Here is a 14,702-nt window from a genome sequence, read left to right as displayed (position 1 = left end):
GCTGCGTCGCGCCTTTTCCGAGGACACCGCGTTCATCGTCGATTCGAAGTCTCCTACCCGGCAGCGGCGACACCGTCGTCGTCGCAGAAGCTTTGGGAGCGAGTGTCGGCGCGGTGTGGACGTTCGTCCATGACCCGCTGCTCCTCATGGGCGCGAACGGCTTGGCACTGCCTGAGATCGCGATCGGGGTGATGCCGGCGATGCGGGGACGTGGGGTCGGCGGAGCGCTGATCGACGCACTGATCGAGCGATGTAGGGGCGAGCATGAGGCACTCACCTTGAACGTTCACCAACGCAATCCGGCGATGCGCCTTTACTTGCGCAAAGGATTCGTGGTGACAGGTCAGGGCCGGGGCGCGCTCGGCGTCGCCATGCGCCGGCAGTTACCTAGCACTGGGGTGTGACATTTCCGGGTGGTTATCCCCAGGCCTTGTTTTATCCACAGATGCTGCGTTGGGGTCTGTGGTGGGTCGGTGGTGGTGGATAGCGTTGGGTTATGGGCGAATTCATCAGTGGGGAGGCGGCGCGGCAGCGGTTTCGGCTGTTGGTTGCCCAGGTGGATGCCGCTCATGCCGAGATGCGCCGGTTGCCTTCCGGGGAGGTGGGCAATGAGTTTCGTGTCGAGATGGTCGAGGCATTGGAGACACAGGAGCGGGTTAATCGGGGGTTGATGTATCGGTTTGTCGGGCAGATCGCCGACCCGCCCGATGAACCGAGGATGGCCCCGCGGATGGTCAACAGTCTGGCCGCGCGGTTGCGGATCACCCCCGGTGAGGTCAAATCCCGAATCAAAACCGCCGCCAAACTCACGCCGCGCCGCCAACTGTCCGGGCCGCCGTTGGCGCCGGTGCTGCCGTATGTGGCCGCCGCATTGACCGGCGGGCAGATCGGTGTCGATCACGTCAAGGCCATCGCCAAAGCCATCAAGGGTTTACCGGCCAACGTTTCGGCCGCCGATCGTGACGAGGTGGAAGCGTCGCTGGTGGGTGAGGCGGTCAAGACCGACGCCGAGATCGTCAAGAAACTGGCCAAACGTATCGATGAGATCTTCAACCCCGACGGCGACTTCACCGAGGGCGACCGGGCGCGCAAGCGCGCGCTGGTGTTGGGTCCGCAGGGCCGCGATGGCATGTCGAAAGTGCACGGCTACGTCGATCCGGAAACCCGGGCCTATATGGAGACCTGTTCGGCGGCGGTGCGCCCGGGCCGCCACCTGCCCGACGGCAGCATCGAAGAAACCCGCGATGAACGCACCCCCGCCCAACGCTGCCACGACGGTCTCAAACTCGGCCTGAAGGCGGGGATCGCCTCGGGTGGGTTGGGGTCACATCGCGGGATCCCGGTGACGGTGATCGCACGCACCACCGCCGCCGAACTCGACCAGGCCGCCCGCGCCATCAGTGATCCGGCGGTGCCGATGCCGGCTCCGGCGCGCACCGGCGGGGACACGTGGTTGCCGATGCGTGAGCTGATCCGGATGGCCGCCGCGGGCGGGCTGCACTATCTGGGGGTGTTCGACGACCACAGTGAGCGCCCGCTGTATCTGGGCCGCCAAACCCGCCTGGCCACCGCCGATCAGCGCATCATCTGCTACCTACGCGACGGCGGCTGCACCCGCCCCGGCTGCACCGCACCGGGCTATTTCTGCGAGGTGCACCACAGCCCGGACTGGTCACCGGACGGTCAAACCGACGCCGACTGCCTGTTCTTCGCCTGCGGACCCGACCACAAACTCGTCACCGACGGCCACTACCGCACCAGCGTCACCGACACCGGCCGACTGGCCTGGACCGACGGCACCCGCCCACCCGACACCAACCACGCCCACCACCCCGAAGAACTCCTCCACGGCAACACCGACCCACCGCCGAATTAGTCACGGGCCCAACGTGGTTGGATGAACACGCCCTCGGCTTCGACGGTCACGCCTTGATCGTCGGCGAGATGGCCGACGGCGTAGGTCTTCACACCTTCGGTCCTGGCGATCCTGGCTTCGGCCCGCAGTTCGCCGAGCCGGGTAGTCCGGACGTAGCGCAGTGTGATGGTGCCGGTGAGCCGCGGCTTGTCCGGGCTGCTGGCCGCCGCACCGAGAACATGGTCGAGCACCAGCGCCGCGACTCCCCCATGGACATGGCCCGGCGGACCTTCGTAGGCCGCGCCCAGATAGAAGTCGGTGAATACGCCACCGTCATCGCTCTGCTCGATCACAAGCGGCGGCGCGACCGGATTGCGCACGCCGATCACGACATTGCCCCACGGCATCTGATCGCCGTCCGCGGTGAACCGGATGCCGAATGAACCGTCGACCTGCTCGCTGCGCAACCGCGCGGTGGCCGCGTCGATCTCCGCCTTGGCAGCCGCCACCGCGTCGGCGCCGACCTCGGTGCGAATCGTGGCGTCGATTAGCGCCCGCACGGACTCCGTGAGGGGCTCGTATATCGACCGCAACCGGGCCACGTCGTCGGCGCTGAGGTTTTCCAGAGTCCAGTCCAGCACCTCTGAACTAGAACATGTTCTAAAGCGGGTGTCGAGTCAGCCCGGTGCGGGGCCGACCAGCAGCTGGCGGATCACCGGACGTGCCCAGCCGATGAGCTCGTCGTGGCTGAGATCGGCGACCGCGGGATTGGCCAGCACGTAGCGCGTGGCGGCCAACCCGATGACGAACGCACCCATCAGGCCGGCGCGCTGGGCGGGATGGTCGGGCGTGACGACGGCCAACTTCGGCGCGACCTGGCTGGCGAAGATCTTGCGCATGGTGTCGGCCGCCGTCTGACTCGTCATCGCCGCGCGCAGCAACGCCACGAACGTCGGATCATCTTCCCAGACCGCGAAGAAGCTGGGCAGCAACGCATCTGCCACACCATCGGGGTCCACCTCCGACAGGTCGGGCAGGTCGAGGGTGAAGTCCGCCGCCTCCGCGAACAGGTCCTGCTTGCTGCCGAAGTACCGGATCACCAACGCGGCATCGATGCCGACGTCGGCGGCCACCGCCCGCAGTGTCGTGCGCTCGTAGCCGTCGGAACCGAACCGCCGGCGTGCAGCGGCCAGGATGTCGGCGCGGGTCTGGGCCGCATTGCGGTTACGGGGCGATGCCATGGCACGAGGATAAGTCACCGGCCGTTGACATAGCCAGCCGGGCGGCCTACCGTCTAAGTCACCAGTCGTTGACTTGCTCGGAAGGAGTCGCCATGACCTCCTCTGCTGACCGGCCCGTCCTGATCGTCGGCGCCGGTCCCACCGGTCTGACGGCCGCACTCGAGTTGTCCCGTCTCGGCATCGGCGTCCGCATCGTCGATCGCGCGCCGGACCGCTCCCTCACTTCTCGCGCCCTCGGCATCCAGGCCCGCACCATCGAACTACTACGCGTTCGCGGCGTCGGCGACGAGCTCGTCCGGTTGGGCAACCGCGCCAACCGGACGGCGCTCTACTCGGGTGGTGACCGCATCGCCGCCATCGAACTGCACCGCATGCCAAGCGAATTCAACTACGTGCTGCTGCTCGCCCAGTCCGAGACCGAACGCCTGCTCACCGAACAGGTCAACCGGCAGGGCGTGAAGATCGAGCGTGGCGTCGCATTGACCGCGCTGACGCAGCGTTCCGGCCGCATGTGCGCGGTGCTTCGCAGCGGCGACGGATCCGAGGAAGCCCTCGACGCGTCCTACCTGATCGCCGCCGACGGCTCGCACAGCCACATCCGCAAGTCGCTCGGCCTGCCGTTCGTCGGCAGATCGCTGACGCACAACTACGTGCTCGGAGACCTGCACCTCGCGGGCGATGTGCTGCAGGACCAACTGTCGATCTTCCTGGCCCGCAACGGTTTCCTCGCCGTTTTCCCGATGGGCGACGGCCGGTTCCGCTTCATGGCCACCGATCCCGACGGCGTCACCGGTGACACCGCGGAGCCCACGCTCGAGGACATCCAAAAGCTCTACGACCGCACCGTGCACCTGCCCGCGCAGCTGTACAACCTGAACTGGAGTTCGCGCTTCCGGATCAACAGCCGTCACATGACCACGCTGCGCCACGGCCGCGTGTTCTTCGGCGGCGACGCCGCCCACGTCCACAGTCCCGCGGGCGGACAGGGTATGAACGCAGGCATCCAGGACATGATCAACCTGTCCTGGAAACTCGCAATGGTGCTCAACGGCCGGGCGCCAGAGCACCTGCTGGACACGTATGAGTCCGACCGGCTTCCGGTGATCCGCCAACTCGTCCGGATGACCGAGCGCGCGACCACGGCCTTCAACTCGACCAATCCGGTTGTGCACGCCGCCATCACGCGGCTGGCGCCGATGGTGCTGGCTCGCTCGCGGGTACAGGACAAGGCCGCGCCGCGGCTCGGGCAGGTGGCCGCGAGCTACCGGGCGTGCCCGATCGCCAAGGGCGGCGGGAAGATCGGCGCGCTGCACGCCGGGGACCGGGTGCCCGATCTGCGCGTCGGCGACGGCAGGCTCTACGACCTGCTCGACCTGTCCACCCTCACCCTGTTCGTCACCGGGTCGCCGGTGCCCGAGGCCTACGAGCCGTGGCACGACACCATCGCGCTGCGCCACGTATCCATCGACGCCATGCCTGCCGGCTGGCTGCTGGTCCGGCCCGACGGTTACCTTGCCGCCGCGGGGGGACCCGACGACGGCGCGACGTTGTCCCGATGGCTCGACCGCTGGCTCATCGCACCAGCGCGTTGAGCGCACCCCGCGCGGCCGAATCACGGTGACCGAGTTCGAGTTCCATCAACGCGCATTCCGCCGTTGCCGCGATCCACAGCCGCGCCGATTGTCGGGGATGCTCTGCCCCCAACGCCTCGAAGTCGGCCGCCACCACGTCGACGCTCATCCTGTTGCGTCGGGTCACTTCCTCGGCGATCGGTAGATGACCGCGCGCCTCGAGCAGCAGCGCCTTGACCCCGCGGTCGCGCAGGCAGCCGTCCAGATACGCGTCGGCGGCCGCCGCAAGCCGCTTCTTGCCGGGCGGCATGTCGCCGATGATCGCCATCATCTCGGCGAACAACACGTCGTGAAAGCGGCGGTGCAGCGCCACCAGATACGACACCCGATCCGGGAAATGGTGGAAGAACGTGCCTTTCGACACGCCTGCGCCCGCGACCACCGCGTTGACCGACAGGCCCTCCAGCCCCAACTCCTCGGCCAGCGCCAGTCCCGTCTCGATCAGGTTCGCCCGCGTCTGCTGGGCGGCCGCCGCTCTCTTGTTCACCACTTCCACGTGCGCTAGTGTAACTGACCGACCGACCGGTCAATGAAAGGGCGCGCTGATGGCGACGATGCACACTTCGTTCGGCACTGTTTCCTACTCCGACGAGGGCTCCGGACCGCCCATCGTGCTGCTGCACGCGGCGCTACACGACCGGACCGACTACGCGCCGGTCGCCGCGTCACTCGGCAGCGGCCGCCGTGTGATTGCGCTCGACTGGCCCGGGCACGGTGAGTCTCCCCTGCCCGAAACCCCGCTGCGCGCCGTCGAATTCGGTGATCTGCTGGTCGAATTCGCCGATCGGCTCGATCTGACCGGCGCGGTGGTCGTCGGCAACTCGGTCGGCGGATACGCCGCGTGCCGCCTCGCGCTGGACCGGCCCGACCGCGTCGCGGGCGTCGTGCTCGTCAACACCGGCGGCTTCACCCCGCACAGCGTGTTCACCCGGTTGGGCTGCGGCGTGCTGGGGCGGCCTGCGGTGATAACGGCCGTCTTCCCCGCATTCGTCCGCGCATACATGCGGGCGAAGACTCCAGCCGATCGCGCCGTCGTCGATCGGGTGCTGGCTCGCGCGAAGACATCCTCGGGTGCGCGCACCGCCGCCGCGCTGTGGGCGAGTTTCACCGACCCCGGCCACGATCTGCGCGCGCGGGCCGCGCAGATCACCGCGCCGGTACTGATCACCTGGGGCGCCAAGGACTTCACCGCGCCGCCGCGATGGGGCAAAGCCGTGCAGGCAGCCATCCCCGGTTCGGAGTTCGAGACGTTCCCCACGGGCCACGTGGTGTTCTCGTCGGAACCGGACGCCTGGCTGAAAACGGTGCTGCCGTTCGTCGAGTTCACCGAACTGCACAGCTAACACAATCGACACACGCACGACCCACGTCCGCCATCCAGCTGTCGAGAATCGACAGGCATGGCTGATGTCGCGCGTGGACCGTCCGTCGGGCCGTCGGTCGCCGACATCCTCGCGTCACACGCGGGCGGCACCGGCTCGCCCACCAAGACGGCGGCCAGGGTCGCCGACGCCATCGCGGCCCGCGGCGACGACGGCACCTGGATATCGACGGTGCCCCGCGAGCAACTGCTTGCCGCCGCCCAACAGATCGAAAACCGGCCCGGCGCACGGACTTTGCCGCTCTATGGCGTGCCGTTCGGCGTCAAGGACAGCATCGACGTCGAGGGCGTGCCAACCACGTTGTCGTGCCCCGACTACGCCTACACCGCCACGGCGACCGCATCCGTGGTGCGCCGCCTGCTCGACGCGGGGGCGCTCTACGTTGGCAAGACGAACCTGGACCAATTCGCCACCGGACTGAACGGCACCCGCACGCCGTACCCGATTCCGCGCAGCGTGTACGGCAACGAGATGATCTCCGGCGGCTCGAGTTCGGGCTCCGCGCTGGCCGTCGCGCTCGGTCAGGTGCCCTTCGCGGTCGCCACCGACACCGCCGGGTCCGGCCGGGTGCCCGCCGCGCTCAACGGTGTGGTCGGCTTCAAACCGTCCCGCGGACTGATCAGCACCGCCGGCCTGGTTCCGGCGTGCAAATCCTTGGACTGCATCAGCGTGATGGCGGGCTCCATCGACGATGTCGACCGGGTGTTCGACGTGATGGCCGGACGCGACGACGACGATCCGTGGTCGCGTGACCGGGGTCCCCGTTACGACGGTGCACCGATCCGGCTCGGCCTGCCGCCCGCCGACGAACTCGAATTCTTCGGCGACGACGAGATGCGTCGGGCCCACCTCGCATTTCGCGAGCATTTGGGCCGCACCGTCACCGTTGTCGACGTCTCGCTCGAGCCGTTCCTCGCCGCGGGGGCACTGCTCTACCAGGGTCCGTGGGTCGCCGAGCGGCTGGTGGTGTTCGGCGATTTCCTTGCCGCCCAACCGGACTCCATCCATCCCGTCGTCAGGGAAATCCTGCAGGGCGGGCAGAAGTACACCGCGGTCGACGCGTTCGCCGCGCTGCAGCGTCTCGCCGAACTCAAGGCCCTCGTCACCCGCCTGTGGCAACACATGGACGTGCTCGTGGTGCCGACCATCGGGACGACGGTCACCGTCGATCAGGTGCTCGCGCAACCAATCGACTGCAACACCATGCTCGGCCACTACACGCACTTCGGCAACCTGCTCGACCTGCTGGGGATCGCCGTTCCCGTCGGCATCACCGCGGACGGGCGGCCCTGCAGCGCAATGCTTCTCGGTGCCGCGCAGACCGACGACACCGTGCTGCAGTTGGCCGCCCAGATCCTCGACGAACCACGCAACGCGGTCACATCGCCCGGATCCACCGTCACCCAGGAGCGCGTATGAACCCCGTCGAGGTGCAGGCCGAGCCAACAGCTTTCCCGCTGATCCCCGGCCGGACGGCCCTGATCGTGATCGACATGCAGCGGGACTTCCTGCTGCCCGGCGGTTTCGGGGAAAGCCTCGGCAACGACGTGGACCAACTGCTCAAGGTCGTGCCGCTGCTGGCCGAGTTGATCGCGGCGGCCCGCGCGGCAGGCGTCATGGTGATCCACACCCGGGAAGGTCATCAACCCGATCTGTCCGACTGCCCACCGGCCAAGCTCAACCGCGGTGCACCGTCGAAGCGCATCGGCGACGAGGGCAAGTACGGCCGCATCCTGATCCGGGGCGAGTACGGCCACGACATCGTCGACGAACTCGCCCCCGTCGACGGTGAGGTCGTCATCGACAAGCCGGGCAAGGGTGCGTTCTACGCCACCGAACTACAGGACATCCTCGCCGCGGCCGGGATCACCCAACTGTTGATCACCGGCGTCACCACCGAGGTGTGCGTGCACACCACCACCCGCGAGGCCAACGACCGCGGCTACGAGTGCCTGGTCGTATCCGATTGCGTCGGTTCGTATTTCCCCGAGTTCCAGCGCGTGGGGCTGGAAATGATCAAGGCGCAGGGCGGCATCTTCGGCTGGGTCGCCGACACCTCCGCCGTGATCCCCGCGCTGCACGCGCTGACCACCACCGCCGCCTGAGAGGATCCGGGATGACCACCGACATCACCAAGCCGCCCGCCGACCCGCCGAGGGCCGCACTGCCGCTGTGGACCCGCGGCGACACCAACGCGTTCTTCGGACTCGGTTTCAACATCCTGGTCAACGTCCTGACGCTGACCGGTTTGATGATCGGCGTTGTCGCGGTGCCCGCGGGCGATGTGCTCGGCACGGTGTTGCCCGCACTCGGCGTGGCGTTGGTCCTCGGCAACCTGTACTACACGTTCCTGGCTCGCCGCCTGGCGCGCAAGGAGAACCGCGACGACGTCACCGCGCTGCCCTACGGGCCGAGTGTGCCGCACATGTTCATCGTGGTGTTCGTCGTGATGCTGCCGGTGTACCTGAACACCAAGGATCCGATCCAGGCGTGGTCGGCCGGTTTGGCGTGGGCGTTCATGATCGGTGTGATCGTGATGATCGGCGCGTTCGTCGGCCCGTACATCCGCCAATTGACCCCGCGCGCAGCCATGCTCGGCACCCTGGCAGGCATTTCGATCACATTCATCTCCATGCGTCCCGCCGCGCAGATGTGGGAGGCGGCCTGGATCGGCCTGCCCGTGATGGCGATCATCCTGATCGGCTTCTTCACCGACGTGAAGTTGCCGTTCGGCATTCCGGTCGGACTGGCGGCGCTGCTCGTCGGCACCGCGATCGGCTGGATCGGCGGCTTCATGTCCGCTCCCGATGTGGGCCAGGCGATTTCGGACATCGCGATCGGAATCCCCGACCTGCGTCTGGATCTGCTCTTCCACGGATTGTCGAACCTGGCGCCGCTGCTCGGCACCGCGATCCCGTTGGGCGTCTACAACTTCACCGAAGCGATGAGCAACGTGGAAAGCGCCGCCGCGGCGGGTGACAACTTCAACCTGCGCAGCGTGCTGCTGGCCGACGGCGCCGGTGCGGTCATCGGGTCGGCGTTCGGCTCTCCGTTCCCGCCCGCGGTCTACATCGGGCACCCCGGATGGAAAGACGCCGGCGGACGCGCCAACTACTCGCTGGCCAGCGGCGTGGTGATCGGAATCCTGTGTTTCCTCGGCCTTTTCGGGGTGCTGGACGCGCTGCTCCCGGTGCCTGCGATCGTGCCGATCCTGCTCTACATCGGCCTGCTGATCGGCGCGCAGGCCTTCCAGGCGGTGCCGCGACTGCACGCCGTCGCGGTGGTCGCCGCACTGCTGCCGAACCTCGCCCAGTGGGCGAGCGGGCTGATCGACAACGCGTTGAATGCGGCGGGCACCTCGGCGTCGACGGTGGGTCTCGACGCGCTCAACAAGGCCGGCGTCGTGTACGAGGGACTGCAGACCCTTGGCGAGGGTGCGGTGCTCGTCGGGCTGATCCTGGGCACCATGGTGACGTACATCCTCGACAAGAAGTTCCGCTATGCCGCCATCGCATCCTTCGTCGGCGCGGTGTTGTCGTTCATCGGCCTGATCCATGCGCCAGAGGTGGCGTGGGCGGCCAATCCCCAAGTCGCGCTGGGCTACGTGTTCTTCGGCATCGTCTGCCTGGCCTATTCGGTACTGCCTGGCGCCGGATTGATCAACGCGCGCGGGCCTGTCGGCAGCCGCCAGTGAAACGCCATGCCCGCCAACCGGAGTGCCGTCGCAACAGTGGAGCCGACCATGATCGCCACCCATTGCGGCCCGACGTAGTCGATCGCGACGTACGTCCCTGCGCCCAGTAACGCGGGAACCGCGTACAACTCGTCAGGCCCCATCACCAACGGGACCTCGTTGGCGAGCACGTCGCGAACCACACCGCCCGCGATCGAGGCCACCATGCCGATGAGCCCCGCCGCGAACCAACTGGCGCCGGCATCGACGGCGATCGCCGCACTGGACGTGGCGAGCACACCCATCCCGATCGCGTCGAGCACCAGCACCGCCGTGTTCATCCGCACCACGAGGTGGGCAAGGGGCGTGGCGATCGCGACGGCGATCAGCGAGATGGTGATGTTGGGCCAATTCTGGATCGAGGTCGGCGGCATGATGTCGAGCAACACATCGCGCAGCACGCCGCCGCCGACTCCGGTGACCACTCCCAGCGCCGCGATGCCGAACAGGTCGAAGCCTTTGCGGACGCCGACCGTTGCCCCCGACGACGCGAACACCGCGACGCCCAGATAGTTGAGAATTGTCTGCAACACTTCGGCCTCTTACTCTGCGTAAGTGATGGACACCGCCACCGTAGTCGTGACGATCCTGCTTGCGGCGCTGTTCACGTTCGCCGCCAGCATCAAGTTGCTGGGCGTTGCGCAGTCGCTGGCCATCCGCGACCACCTCGGTGTCAAGCCGATGCAGTGGCGGCTGATCGGCGTGTGCGAACTCGCCGGTGTGGCAGGCGCGCTCGTCGGCCTGATCTGGGCGCCGATCGGCATCGCCGCCGCGATCGGGCTGGCGCTGCTGTCGATCGGAGCCCTCGCCTTTCATCTGCGGGCGTCCGACGGCGCCAAGGACATGGCGGCCGCCGTGGTCGGGCTCGTGCTCGCGGTCGCGACCGCCGTGCTGCACACCCTCTGAGGTAACGGCCGCCACACCGACCCCCGAAATTTGTCTTAGATTACCTAAATTTTCGTAGTCATCTGTCTACGAAGTCTTCTAGGCTGCTCGGGTGGCCGCTCGAACGAACAGCGTCGACCCCCGCGCGGAACGGGTCCGAACCCTGCTGCGCGACGCCGCGTTCGCGCTGGCCCATGAGCGGCCCGTGGACGCGTTGACCGTCGGCGACATCGTTGCTCGCGCCGGGGTGAGCAGGCAGGTGTTCTACCAGCACTTCGCCGACCGCGACGACGCCGTCGCGAATGCGTTCACCGTGGCGTTCGCCGCCGCGACCGCGGACATCAGCGGTGATGCCCGCGCCCGCATCGCGCGACTGTTCGACTTCGCCGCCGAACACCGCTCCATGTACCGCAACATCGTGCCGAGCGCGGTCACCCAACGGGTCGTCACGGCGTTCCGCGCCGAACTGCTGCCCGCATGCGGAGAGATTGCCGCGCATGGCATGCCGGTGGTGTCGCCGATCGCAGGCCTCACGCCGGAGTCCGTCAGCCGATTCCTGGTCGGCGGGTTCATGGAGGTGCTGCGGGACTGGATGGAGGAGCCGGAAGCGACCGATCTCGGCGGCCGTGTCCGCGCCGCGCTCGACACCGTCAACGCACTACTCGCAACTTCGAAGGAACCAGACAATGGCTAAACACCAAGCCGCCGAACGGCATCCGGTGCGCGACCGCGCCGCCATCCGAACAGTGGCGCTCGCCCTTGCCGGGCTGACCTTGTTCGTGCTGGCCATGATCGCCAGCTACTCCGGTGCATTCGCCAAGCCGACGTTGCACAACATGTCGCTCGCCGTGGCGGGCCCGCCGCAACTGGTCGACGGCATCCGCGGTCAGGACACGCTGACGGTCACCGAAGTCGGTGACGCCGCCGCCGCTCGCGACCAGGTCTACGAGCGCAAGACCGACGCCGCGCTCGCCGTCGTCCCCGGCGGGGCGCTGAAGATCTACGTCGCGGGCGGAGGCGGTAAGAGCGTCGCCACCGCCGCCGAGACGGTGGGCCGCGGCATCGCCGCGAAGGCCGGGTTGACCGCAGTCGTCGAGGACGTCGCGCCTGCCTCTGCGGGCGACCCGTCCGGCACCGTCGAGTTCTACGCGATCATCTTCATCTCGATCGGCGCGTCGGTCGGCGCAACACTGCTGGGACGGCTGATGGGCGCCGTCCGAACGCCGCTGGCGTTCGTGCTGCGGACGGCGTCACTGGCCGGGTTCTCGGCAGTGCTGGCGGGCGCGGGGACCGGGTACGTCGGCGGGGGTCTCGGCGCGCTGACCGGTCACACCTGGCAGGTGTTCGGCGCGCTGTGGCTGTACTCGATGGCCGTCGCCGGGGCGATCACCGGCGTGGCTGCCGCCCTGGGTTCGGTGGCGTCGCTGGCGCTGACCGCATTCCTGGTCGTCGTCGGCAACGCTGCCGCCGCCGGTCCGGTGGGTCGACCGCTGCTGTCGGGTTTCTATTCGACGTTCACCGCGATTGTGCCGCAGGGTTCCGGGGTCTCGCTGCTGCGAAGTGTCTGCTACTTCGGCGGTAACGGGGTGCAGACGCCGCTTGTCACACTGGTGCTCTGGGGCGCTGCGGGATGCTTGCTCGCAATCACCGCAACCGCGATGCGAGTGAATTATCGTGCGGTCTATGAGCGTTTCATCGACCGTGACCGATTCTTACTACGACCTGGGGTCGTATCACCGGCCGATTGAGACGCCGTCGCCACAGGCGCAGGTGTGGTTCGACCGCGGCATGGTCTGGGCCTACGCGTTCAACCACGACGAGGCGATCCGGTGTTTCGAGCGCGCCCTCGACCTCGACCCCGACCTGGCGGCGGCCCGCTGGGGCATCGCCTACTCGGTCGGCCCGAACTACAACAAGGCGTGGGAGGCTTTCGATCCCGTCGACCTGTCGGCGTCGCTGGCGCGGGCGCGGATGGAACTCGGCCTGGCCGCCAAGGGCCGGGCATCGGCCGTCGAACACGGGCTGATCGAGGCGCTGCAGGCCCGCTTCCCCACCGACGATCCCGACGACACCGACGGGCTGCAGGCCGGGCACGCGGCCTACGCCGACGCGATGGTCGCGCTGGCGCAGGCGTATCCAGACGACATCGACGTCCAGGCGTTGGCCGCCGACGCGCTGGTAAACATCACGGCTTGGGCGTTGTGGGACACCAGAACCGGTGAACCTGCACCGGGGTCGCGGGTAGTCGAGGCCAAGCGGATCCTCGACAACGCGCTGGCCACCCCCGCGGGCCGCGCACATCCGGGCGTCCTGCACCTGTACCTGCACACGATGGAGATGTCGGGCGCCCCGCAGGAGGCGCTGCCCGCCGCGGATCTGCTGCGCGGCCTGGTGCCCGACGCTGGACACCTCCAGCACATGCCGAGCCATATCGACGTGCTGTGCGGCAACTATCGCGACTCGGTCGTCGCGAATCTTGCGGCGGTGCAAGCCGATAGGAAGTTCGTCGAGCGTGAGGGCCCGCTCAACTTCTACTCGCTGTACCGGGCGCACAATCTGCACTTCATCGTGTACTCGGCGATGTTCGAGGGTAATTCGCGGGCGGCGTTCGACGCCGCCGGAGAACTCGCAGCACAGCTGACGCCGGAGCTGCTGGCGATCGAATCGCCGCCGATGGCCGACTGGCTGGAGGCGTTCGTGCCGTTGAAGGTTCACGTGCTGGTCCGGTTCGGCCGCTGGGACGAGTTGGTGGCCCTACCGCTGCCCGACGATGTCGGATTGTATTGCAGCACAACGGCGACCATCCATTACGGGCGCGGCGTCGCGCACGCCGCCAAGGGCCAGCTACCGCAGGCGCACGCCGAGCGGGAGGCGTTCGCCGCGGCCAACGCCCGGATACCCGACAGCCGATACTTGTTCAACAACACCGCCCGCGACATCCTGGCGATCGCGGGTGAGATGCTTGACGGCGAAATCAAATACCGCGAAGGCGATTTCGACGGCGCGTTCGCCCATCTGCGCCGCGCGATCGAACTCGACGATGCGCTCCCCTACGACGAGCCGTGGGGCTGGATGCAACCGACTCGGCACGCCTACGGTGCGCTGCTACTCGAGCAGGGCCGCGTCGAGGAAGCCGCGCAGGTGTACGCCGCCGACCTCGGCCTCGACCCGACGCTGGCCCGGCCATGCCAGCACCCCGGCAACGTGTGGAGCCTGCACGGCTACCACGAATGCCTGCAACGGCTGGGCCGTACCCAGGAGGCCGCCATCGTCGGGCAGAGCCTCGAGTTGCTCAAGGCGCGGGCCGACGTGCCGATCCTGGCGTCCTGCGCATGCCGACTCGACGTATGTCACTGAAGTCCATGTGGCGCTTCGTCAAATCGGCGCCGCTGACCTATACGTGGCTGGTCGTGCTGCTGGTCACCACGATCATTCAGCACACCATCCCGGCCAGGCACCTGCACGCGCTGCTGCAGAAGGAGTCGACGAACCTGCACCACCTCGGCACCGATCCGATCCGGGTGCTGATCCAGAGCCTGCTGTGGATCGACGGCCGGTACTGGTGGCCCTATCTCATCGTGTTCACCCTCTTCGTCGCACCGGCCGAGCGCTGGCTGGGGCCGTTGCGGTGGCTGACCGTCGGCATCACAAGCCACGTCCTGGCCACCTACCTCAGCGAGGGCTACCTGTACTGGCGCATCCAGGAGGCGCTGACCTCGCCACGGCTCATCGACGCCAGAGACATCGGCGTGAGCTATTTCGTGGTCGGCATCGTCGGCGTGCTGACGTACCACATTCCGCGGCGGTGGCGGTGGCCCTACGTCGTCGGCGCGGTCGCCGTCTTCGCGGCCGTGCTGGCCGTCAGACGCGACTTCACCAACGTCGGCCACTTCAGCGCGCTGCTGATCGGGCTGGCGTGCTACCCGCTGACCCGGTCGCGGCGGCGCGAACCGGTGGCTGCGTAGACTCCGGCCT

General features: G+C 67.8%; 16 protein-coding genes. 12 read left to right on the top strand and 4 right to left on the bottom strand.

Annotation, left to right across the window (positions count from 1 at the left end):
- Positions 1 to 41: 41 nt before the first annotated feature.
- Both C1A30_RS03150 and C1A30_RS03145 read left to right on the top strand, forming a co-directional pair.
- On the top strand, positions 42 to 404 hold the full coding sequence (locus tag C1A30_RS03150) for a GNAT family N-acetyltransferase (protein ID WP_101946818.1): 363 nt from the start codon (positions 42 to 44) through the stop codon (positions 402 to 404).
- A gap of 92 nt (positions 405 to 496) precedes the next feature.
- Positions 497 to 1,876, top strand: a complete 1,380-nt coding sequence (locus tag C1A30_RS03145) for an HNH endonuclease signature motif containing protein (protein ID WP_101946817.1) — start codon at positions 497 to 499, stop codon at positions 1,874 to 1,876.
- On the opposite strand, the gene C1A30_RS03140 is transcribed toward C1A30_RS03145, so the two are convergent.
- Together C1A30_RS03140 and C1A30_RS03135 are read right to left on the bottom strand one after the other, a co-directional pair.
- Positions 1,873 to 2,496: a PaaI family thioesterase gene (locus C1A30_RS03140; RefSeq protein ID WP_101946816.1), complete on the bottom strand. Its 624-nt coding sequence runs from the start codon at positions 2,494 to 2,496 to the stop codon at positions 1,873 to 1,875. The two genes, C1A30_RS03145 and C1A30_RS03140, sit on opposite strands and share 4 nt — an antisense overlap.
- Before the next feature lie 36 nt (positions 2,497 to 2,532).
- On the bottom strand, positions 2,533 to 3,096 hold the full coding sequence (locus C1A30_RS03135) for a TetR/AcrR family transcriptional regulator (RefSeq protein ID WP_101946815.1): 564 nt from the start codon (positions 3,094 to 3,096) through the stop codon (positions 2,533 to 2,535).
- A 92-nt stretch (positions 3,097 to 3,188) separates the two neighbouring features.
- Here C1A30_RS03135 and C1A30_RS03130 point away from each other — a divergent pair, with 92 nt between their 5' ends.
- A complete protein-coding gene (locus C1A30_RS03130; RefSeq protein ID WP_101946814.1) occupies positions 3,189 to 4,688 on the top strand; it encodes an FAD-dependent monooxygenase in 1,500 nt (499 codons plus the stop codon).
- On the opposite strand, the gene C1A30_RS03125 is transcribed toward C1A30_RS03130, so the two are convergent.
- Positions 4,669 to 5,223 carry a TetR/AcrR family transcriptional regulator gene (locus tag C1A30_RS03125; protein WP_101946813.1) on the bottom strand — a complete coding sequence of 185 codons (555 nt, stop codon included), beginning with the start codon at positions 5,221 to 5,223 and terminating at the stop codon, positions 4,669 to 4,671. The two genes, C1A30_RS03130 and C1A30_RS03125, sit on opposite strands and share 20 nt — an antisense overlap.
- A 49-nt stretch (positions 5,224 to 5,272) precedes the next feature.
- Between C1A30_RS03125 and C1A30_RS03120 the strand changes: the two genes are divergently transcribed.
- Genes C1A30_RS03120 through C1A30_RS03105 form a run of 4 tightly spaced genes read left to right on the top strand, consistent with a single transcriptional unit; the run spans position 5,273 to position 9,803 of the window.
- Positions 5,273 to 6,070: an alpha/beta fold hydrolase gene (locus tag C1A30_RS03120; protein ID WP_101946812.1), complete on the top strand. Its 798-nt coding sequence runs from the start codon at positions 5,273 to 5,275 to the stop codon at positions 6,068 to 6,070.
- 57 nt (positions 6,071 to 6,127) lie between these two features.
- Positions 6,128 to 7,528, top strand: a complete 1,401-nt coding sequence (gene atzF, locus C1A30_RS03115) for an allophanate hydrolase (protein WP_101946811.1) — start codon at positions 6,128 to 6,130, stop codon at positions 7,526 to 7,528.
- The gene (locus C1A30_RS03110; protein ID WP_101946810.1) at positions 7,525 to 8,214 is read left to right on the top strand and encodes a cysteine hydrolase family protein; all 690 of its coding nucleotides are present in this window, start codon (positions 7,525 to 7,527) and stop codon (positions 8,212 to 8,214) included. Before atzF ends, C1A30_RS03110 begins: the two co-directional genes overlap by 4 nt.
- 11 nt (positions 8,215 to 8,225) lie before the next feature.
- Positions 8,226 to 9,803: a regulator gene (locus tag C1A30_RS03105; protein WP_101946809.1), complete on the top strand. Its 1,578-nt coding sequence runs from the start codon at positions 8,226 to 8,228 to the stop codon at positions 9,801 to 9,803.
- Here the strand turns inward: C1A30_RS03105 and C1A30_RS03100 are convergent.
- Positions 9,740 to 10,375: a trimeric intracellular cation channel family protein gene (locus tag C1A30_RS03100; protein ID WP_101946808.1), complete on the bottom strand. Its 636-nt coding sequence runs from the start codon at positions 10,373 to 10,375 to the stop codon at positions 9,740 to 9,742. The two genes, C1A30_RS03105 and C1A30_RS03100, sit on opposite strands and share 64 nt — an antisense overlap.
- A gap of 25 nt (positions 10,376 to 10,400) precedes the next feature.
- On the opposite strand from C1A30_RS03100, the gene C1A30_RS03095 reads away from it, so the two are divergent.
- From C1A30_RS03095 to C1A30_RS03075, 5 genes are all read left to right on the top strand, one after another.
- Positions 10,401 to 10,748 carry a DoxX family protein gene (locus tag C1A30_RS03095; protein ID WP_101946807.1) on the top strand — a complete coding sequence of 116 codons (348 nt, stop codon included), beginning with the start codon at positions 10,401 to 10,403 and terminating at the stop codon, positions 10,746 to 10,748.
- Positions 10,749 to 10,839: 91 nt separating this feature from the next.
- The gene (locus C1A30_RS03090; RefSeq protein WP_101946806.1) at positions 10,840 to 11,421 is read left to right on the top strand and encodes a TetR/AcrR family transcriptional regulator; all 582 of its coding nucleotides are present in this window, start codon (positions 10,840 to 10,842) and stop codon (positions 11,419 to 11,421) included.
- The gene (locus tag C1A30_RS03085) at positions 11,414 to 12,475 is read left to right on the top strand and encodes a hypothetical protein (RefSeq protein ID WP_101946805.1); all 1,062 of its coding nucleotides are present in this window, start codon (positions 11,414 to 11,416) and stop codon (positions 12,473 to 12,475) included. Before C1A30_RS03090 ends, C1A30_RS03085 begins: the two co-directional genes overlap by 8 nt.
- Entirely contained in the window at positions 12,411 to 14,084 is a 1,674-nt protein-coding gene (locus C1A30_RS03080) for a tetratricopeptide repeat protein (RefSeq protein WP_101946804.1), read from the top strand. The genes C1A30_RS03085 and C1A30_RS03080 overlap by 65 nt, the downstream gene beginning before the upstream one ends.
- Positions 14,075 to 14,692 (top strand): rhomboid-like protein, encoded by a 618-nt coding sequence (locus C1A30_RS03075; protein ID WP_235009625.1) that lies wholly within the window; start codon positions 14,075 to 14,077, stop codon positions 14,690 to 14,692. Before C1A30_RS03080 ends, C1A30_RS03075 begins: the two co-directional genes overlap by 10 nt.
- Positions 14,693 to 14,702 lie beyond the last annotated feature (10 nt).

This window comes from Mycobacterium sp. 3519A (genome assembly GCF_900240945.1).
GTDB lineage: Bacteria > Actinomycetota > Actinomycetes > Mycobacteriales > Mycobacteriaceae > Mycobacterium.
This window is presented reverse-complemented; position numbering and strand designations above follow the sequence as displayed.

Coding starts and splice junctions, on each gene's coding strand:
- C1A30_RS03145 (WP_101946817.1), top strand. CDS start 497: ATGGGCGAATTCATCAGTGGGGAGGCGGCGCGGCAGCGGTTTCGGCTG.
- C1A30_RS03135 (WP_101946815.1), bottom strand. CDS start 3,096: ATGGCATCGCCCCGTAACCGCAATGCGGCCCAGACCCGCGCCGACATC.
- C1A30_RS03130 (WP_101946814.1), top strand. CDS start 3,189: ATGACCTCCTCTGCTGACCGGCCCGTCCTGATCGTCGGCGCCGGTCCC.
- C1A30_RS03120 (WP_101946812.1), top strand. CDS start 5,273: ATGGCGACGATGCACACTTCGTTCGGCACTGTTTCCTACTCCGACGAG.
- atzF (WP_101946811.1), top strand. CDS start 6,128: ATGGCTGATGTCGCGCGTGGACCGTCCGTCGGGCCGTCGGTCGCCGAC.
- C1A30_RS03110 (WP_101946810.1), top strand. CDS start 7,525: ATGAACCCCGTCGAGGTGCAGGCCGAGCCAACAGCTTTCCCGCTGATC.
- C1A30_RS03105 (WP_101946809.1), top strand. CDS start 8,226: ATGACCACCGACATCACCAAGCCGCCCGCCGACCCGCCGAGGGCCGCA.
- C1A30_RS03095 (WP_101946807.1), top strand. CDS start 10,401: ATGGACACCGCCACCGTAGTCGTGACGATCCTGCTTGCGGCGCTGTTC.
- C1A30_RS03085 (WP_101946805.1), top strand. CDS start 11,414: ATGGCTAAACACCAAGCCGCCGAACGGCATCCGGTGCGCGACCGCGCC.
- C1A30_RS03080 (WP_101946804.1), top strand. CDS start 12,411: ATGAGCGTTTCATCGACCGTGACCGATTCTTACTACGACCTGGGGTCG.
- C1A30_RS03075 (WP_235009625.1), top strand. CDS start 14,075: ATGTCACTGAAGTCCATGTGGCGCTTCGTCAAATCGGCGCCGCTGACC.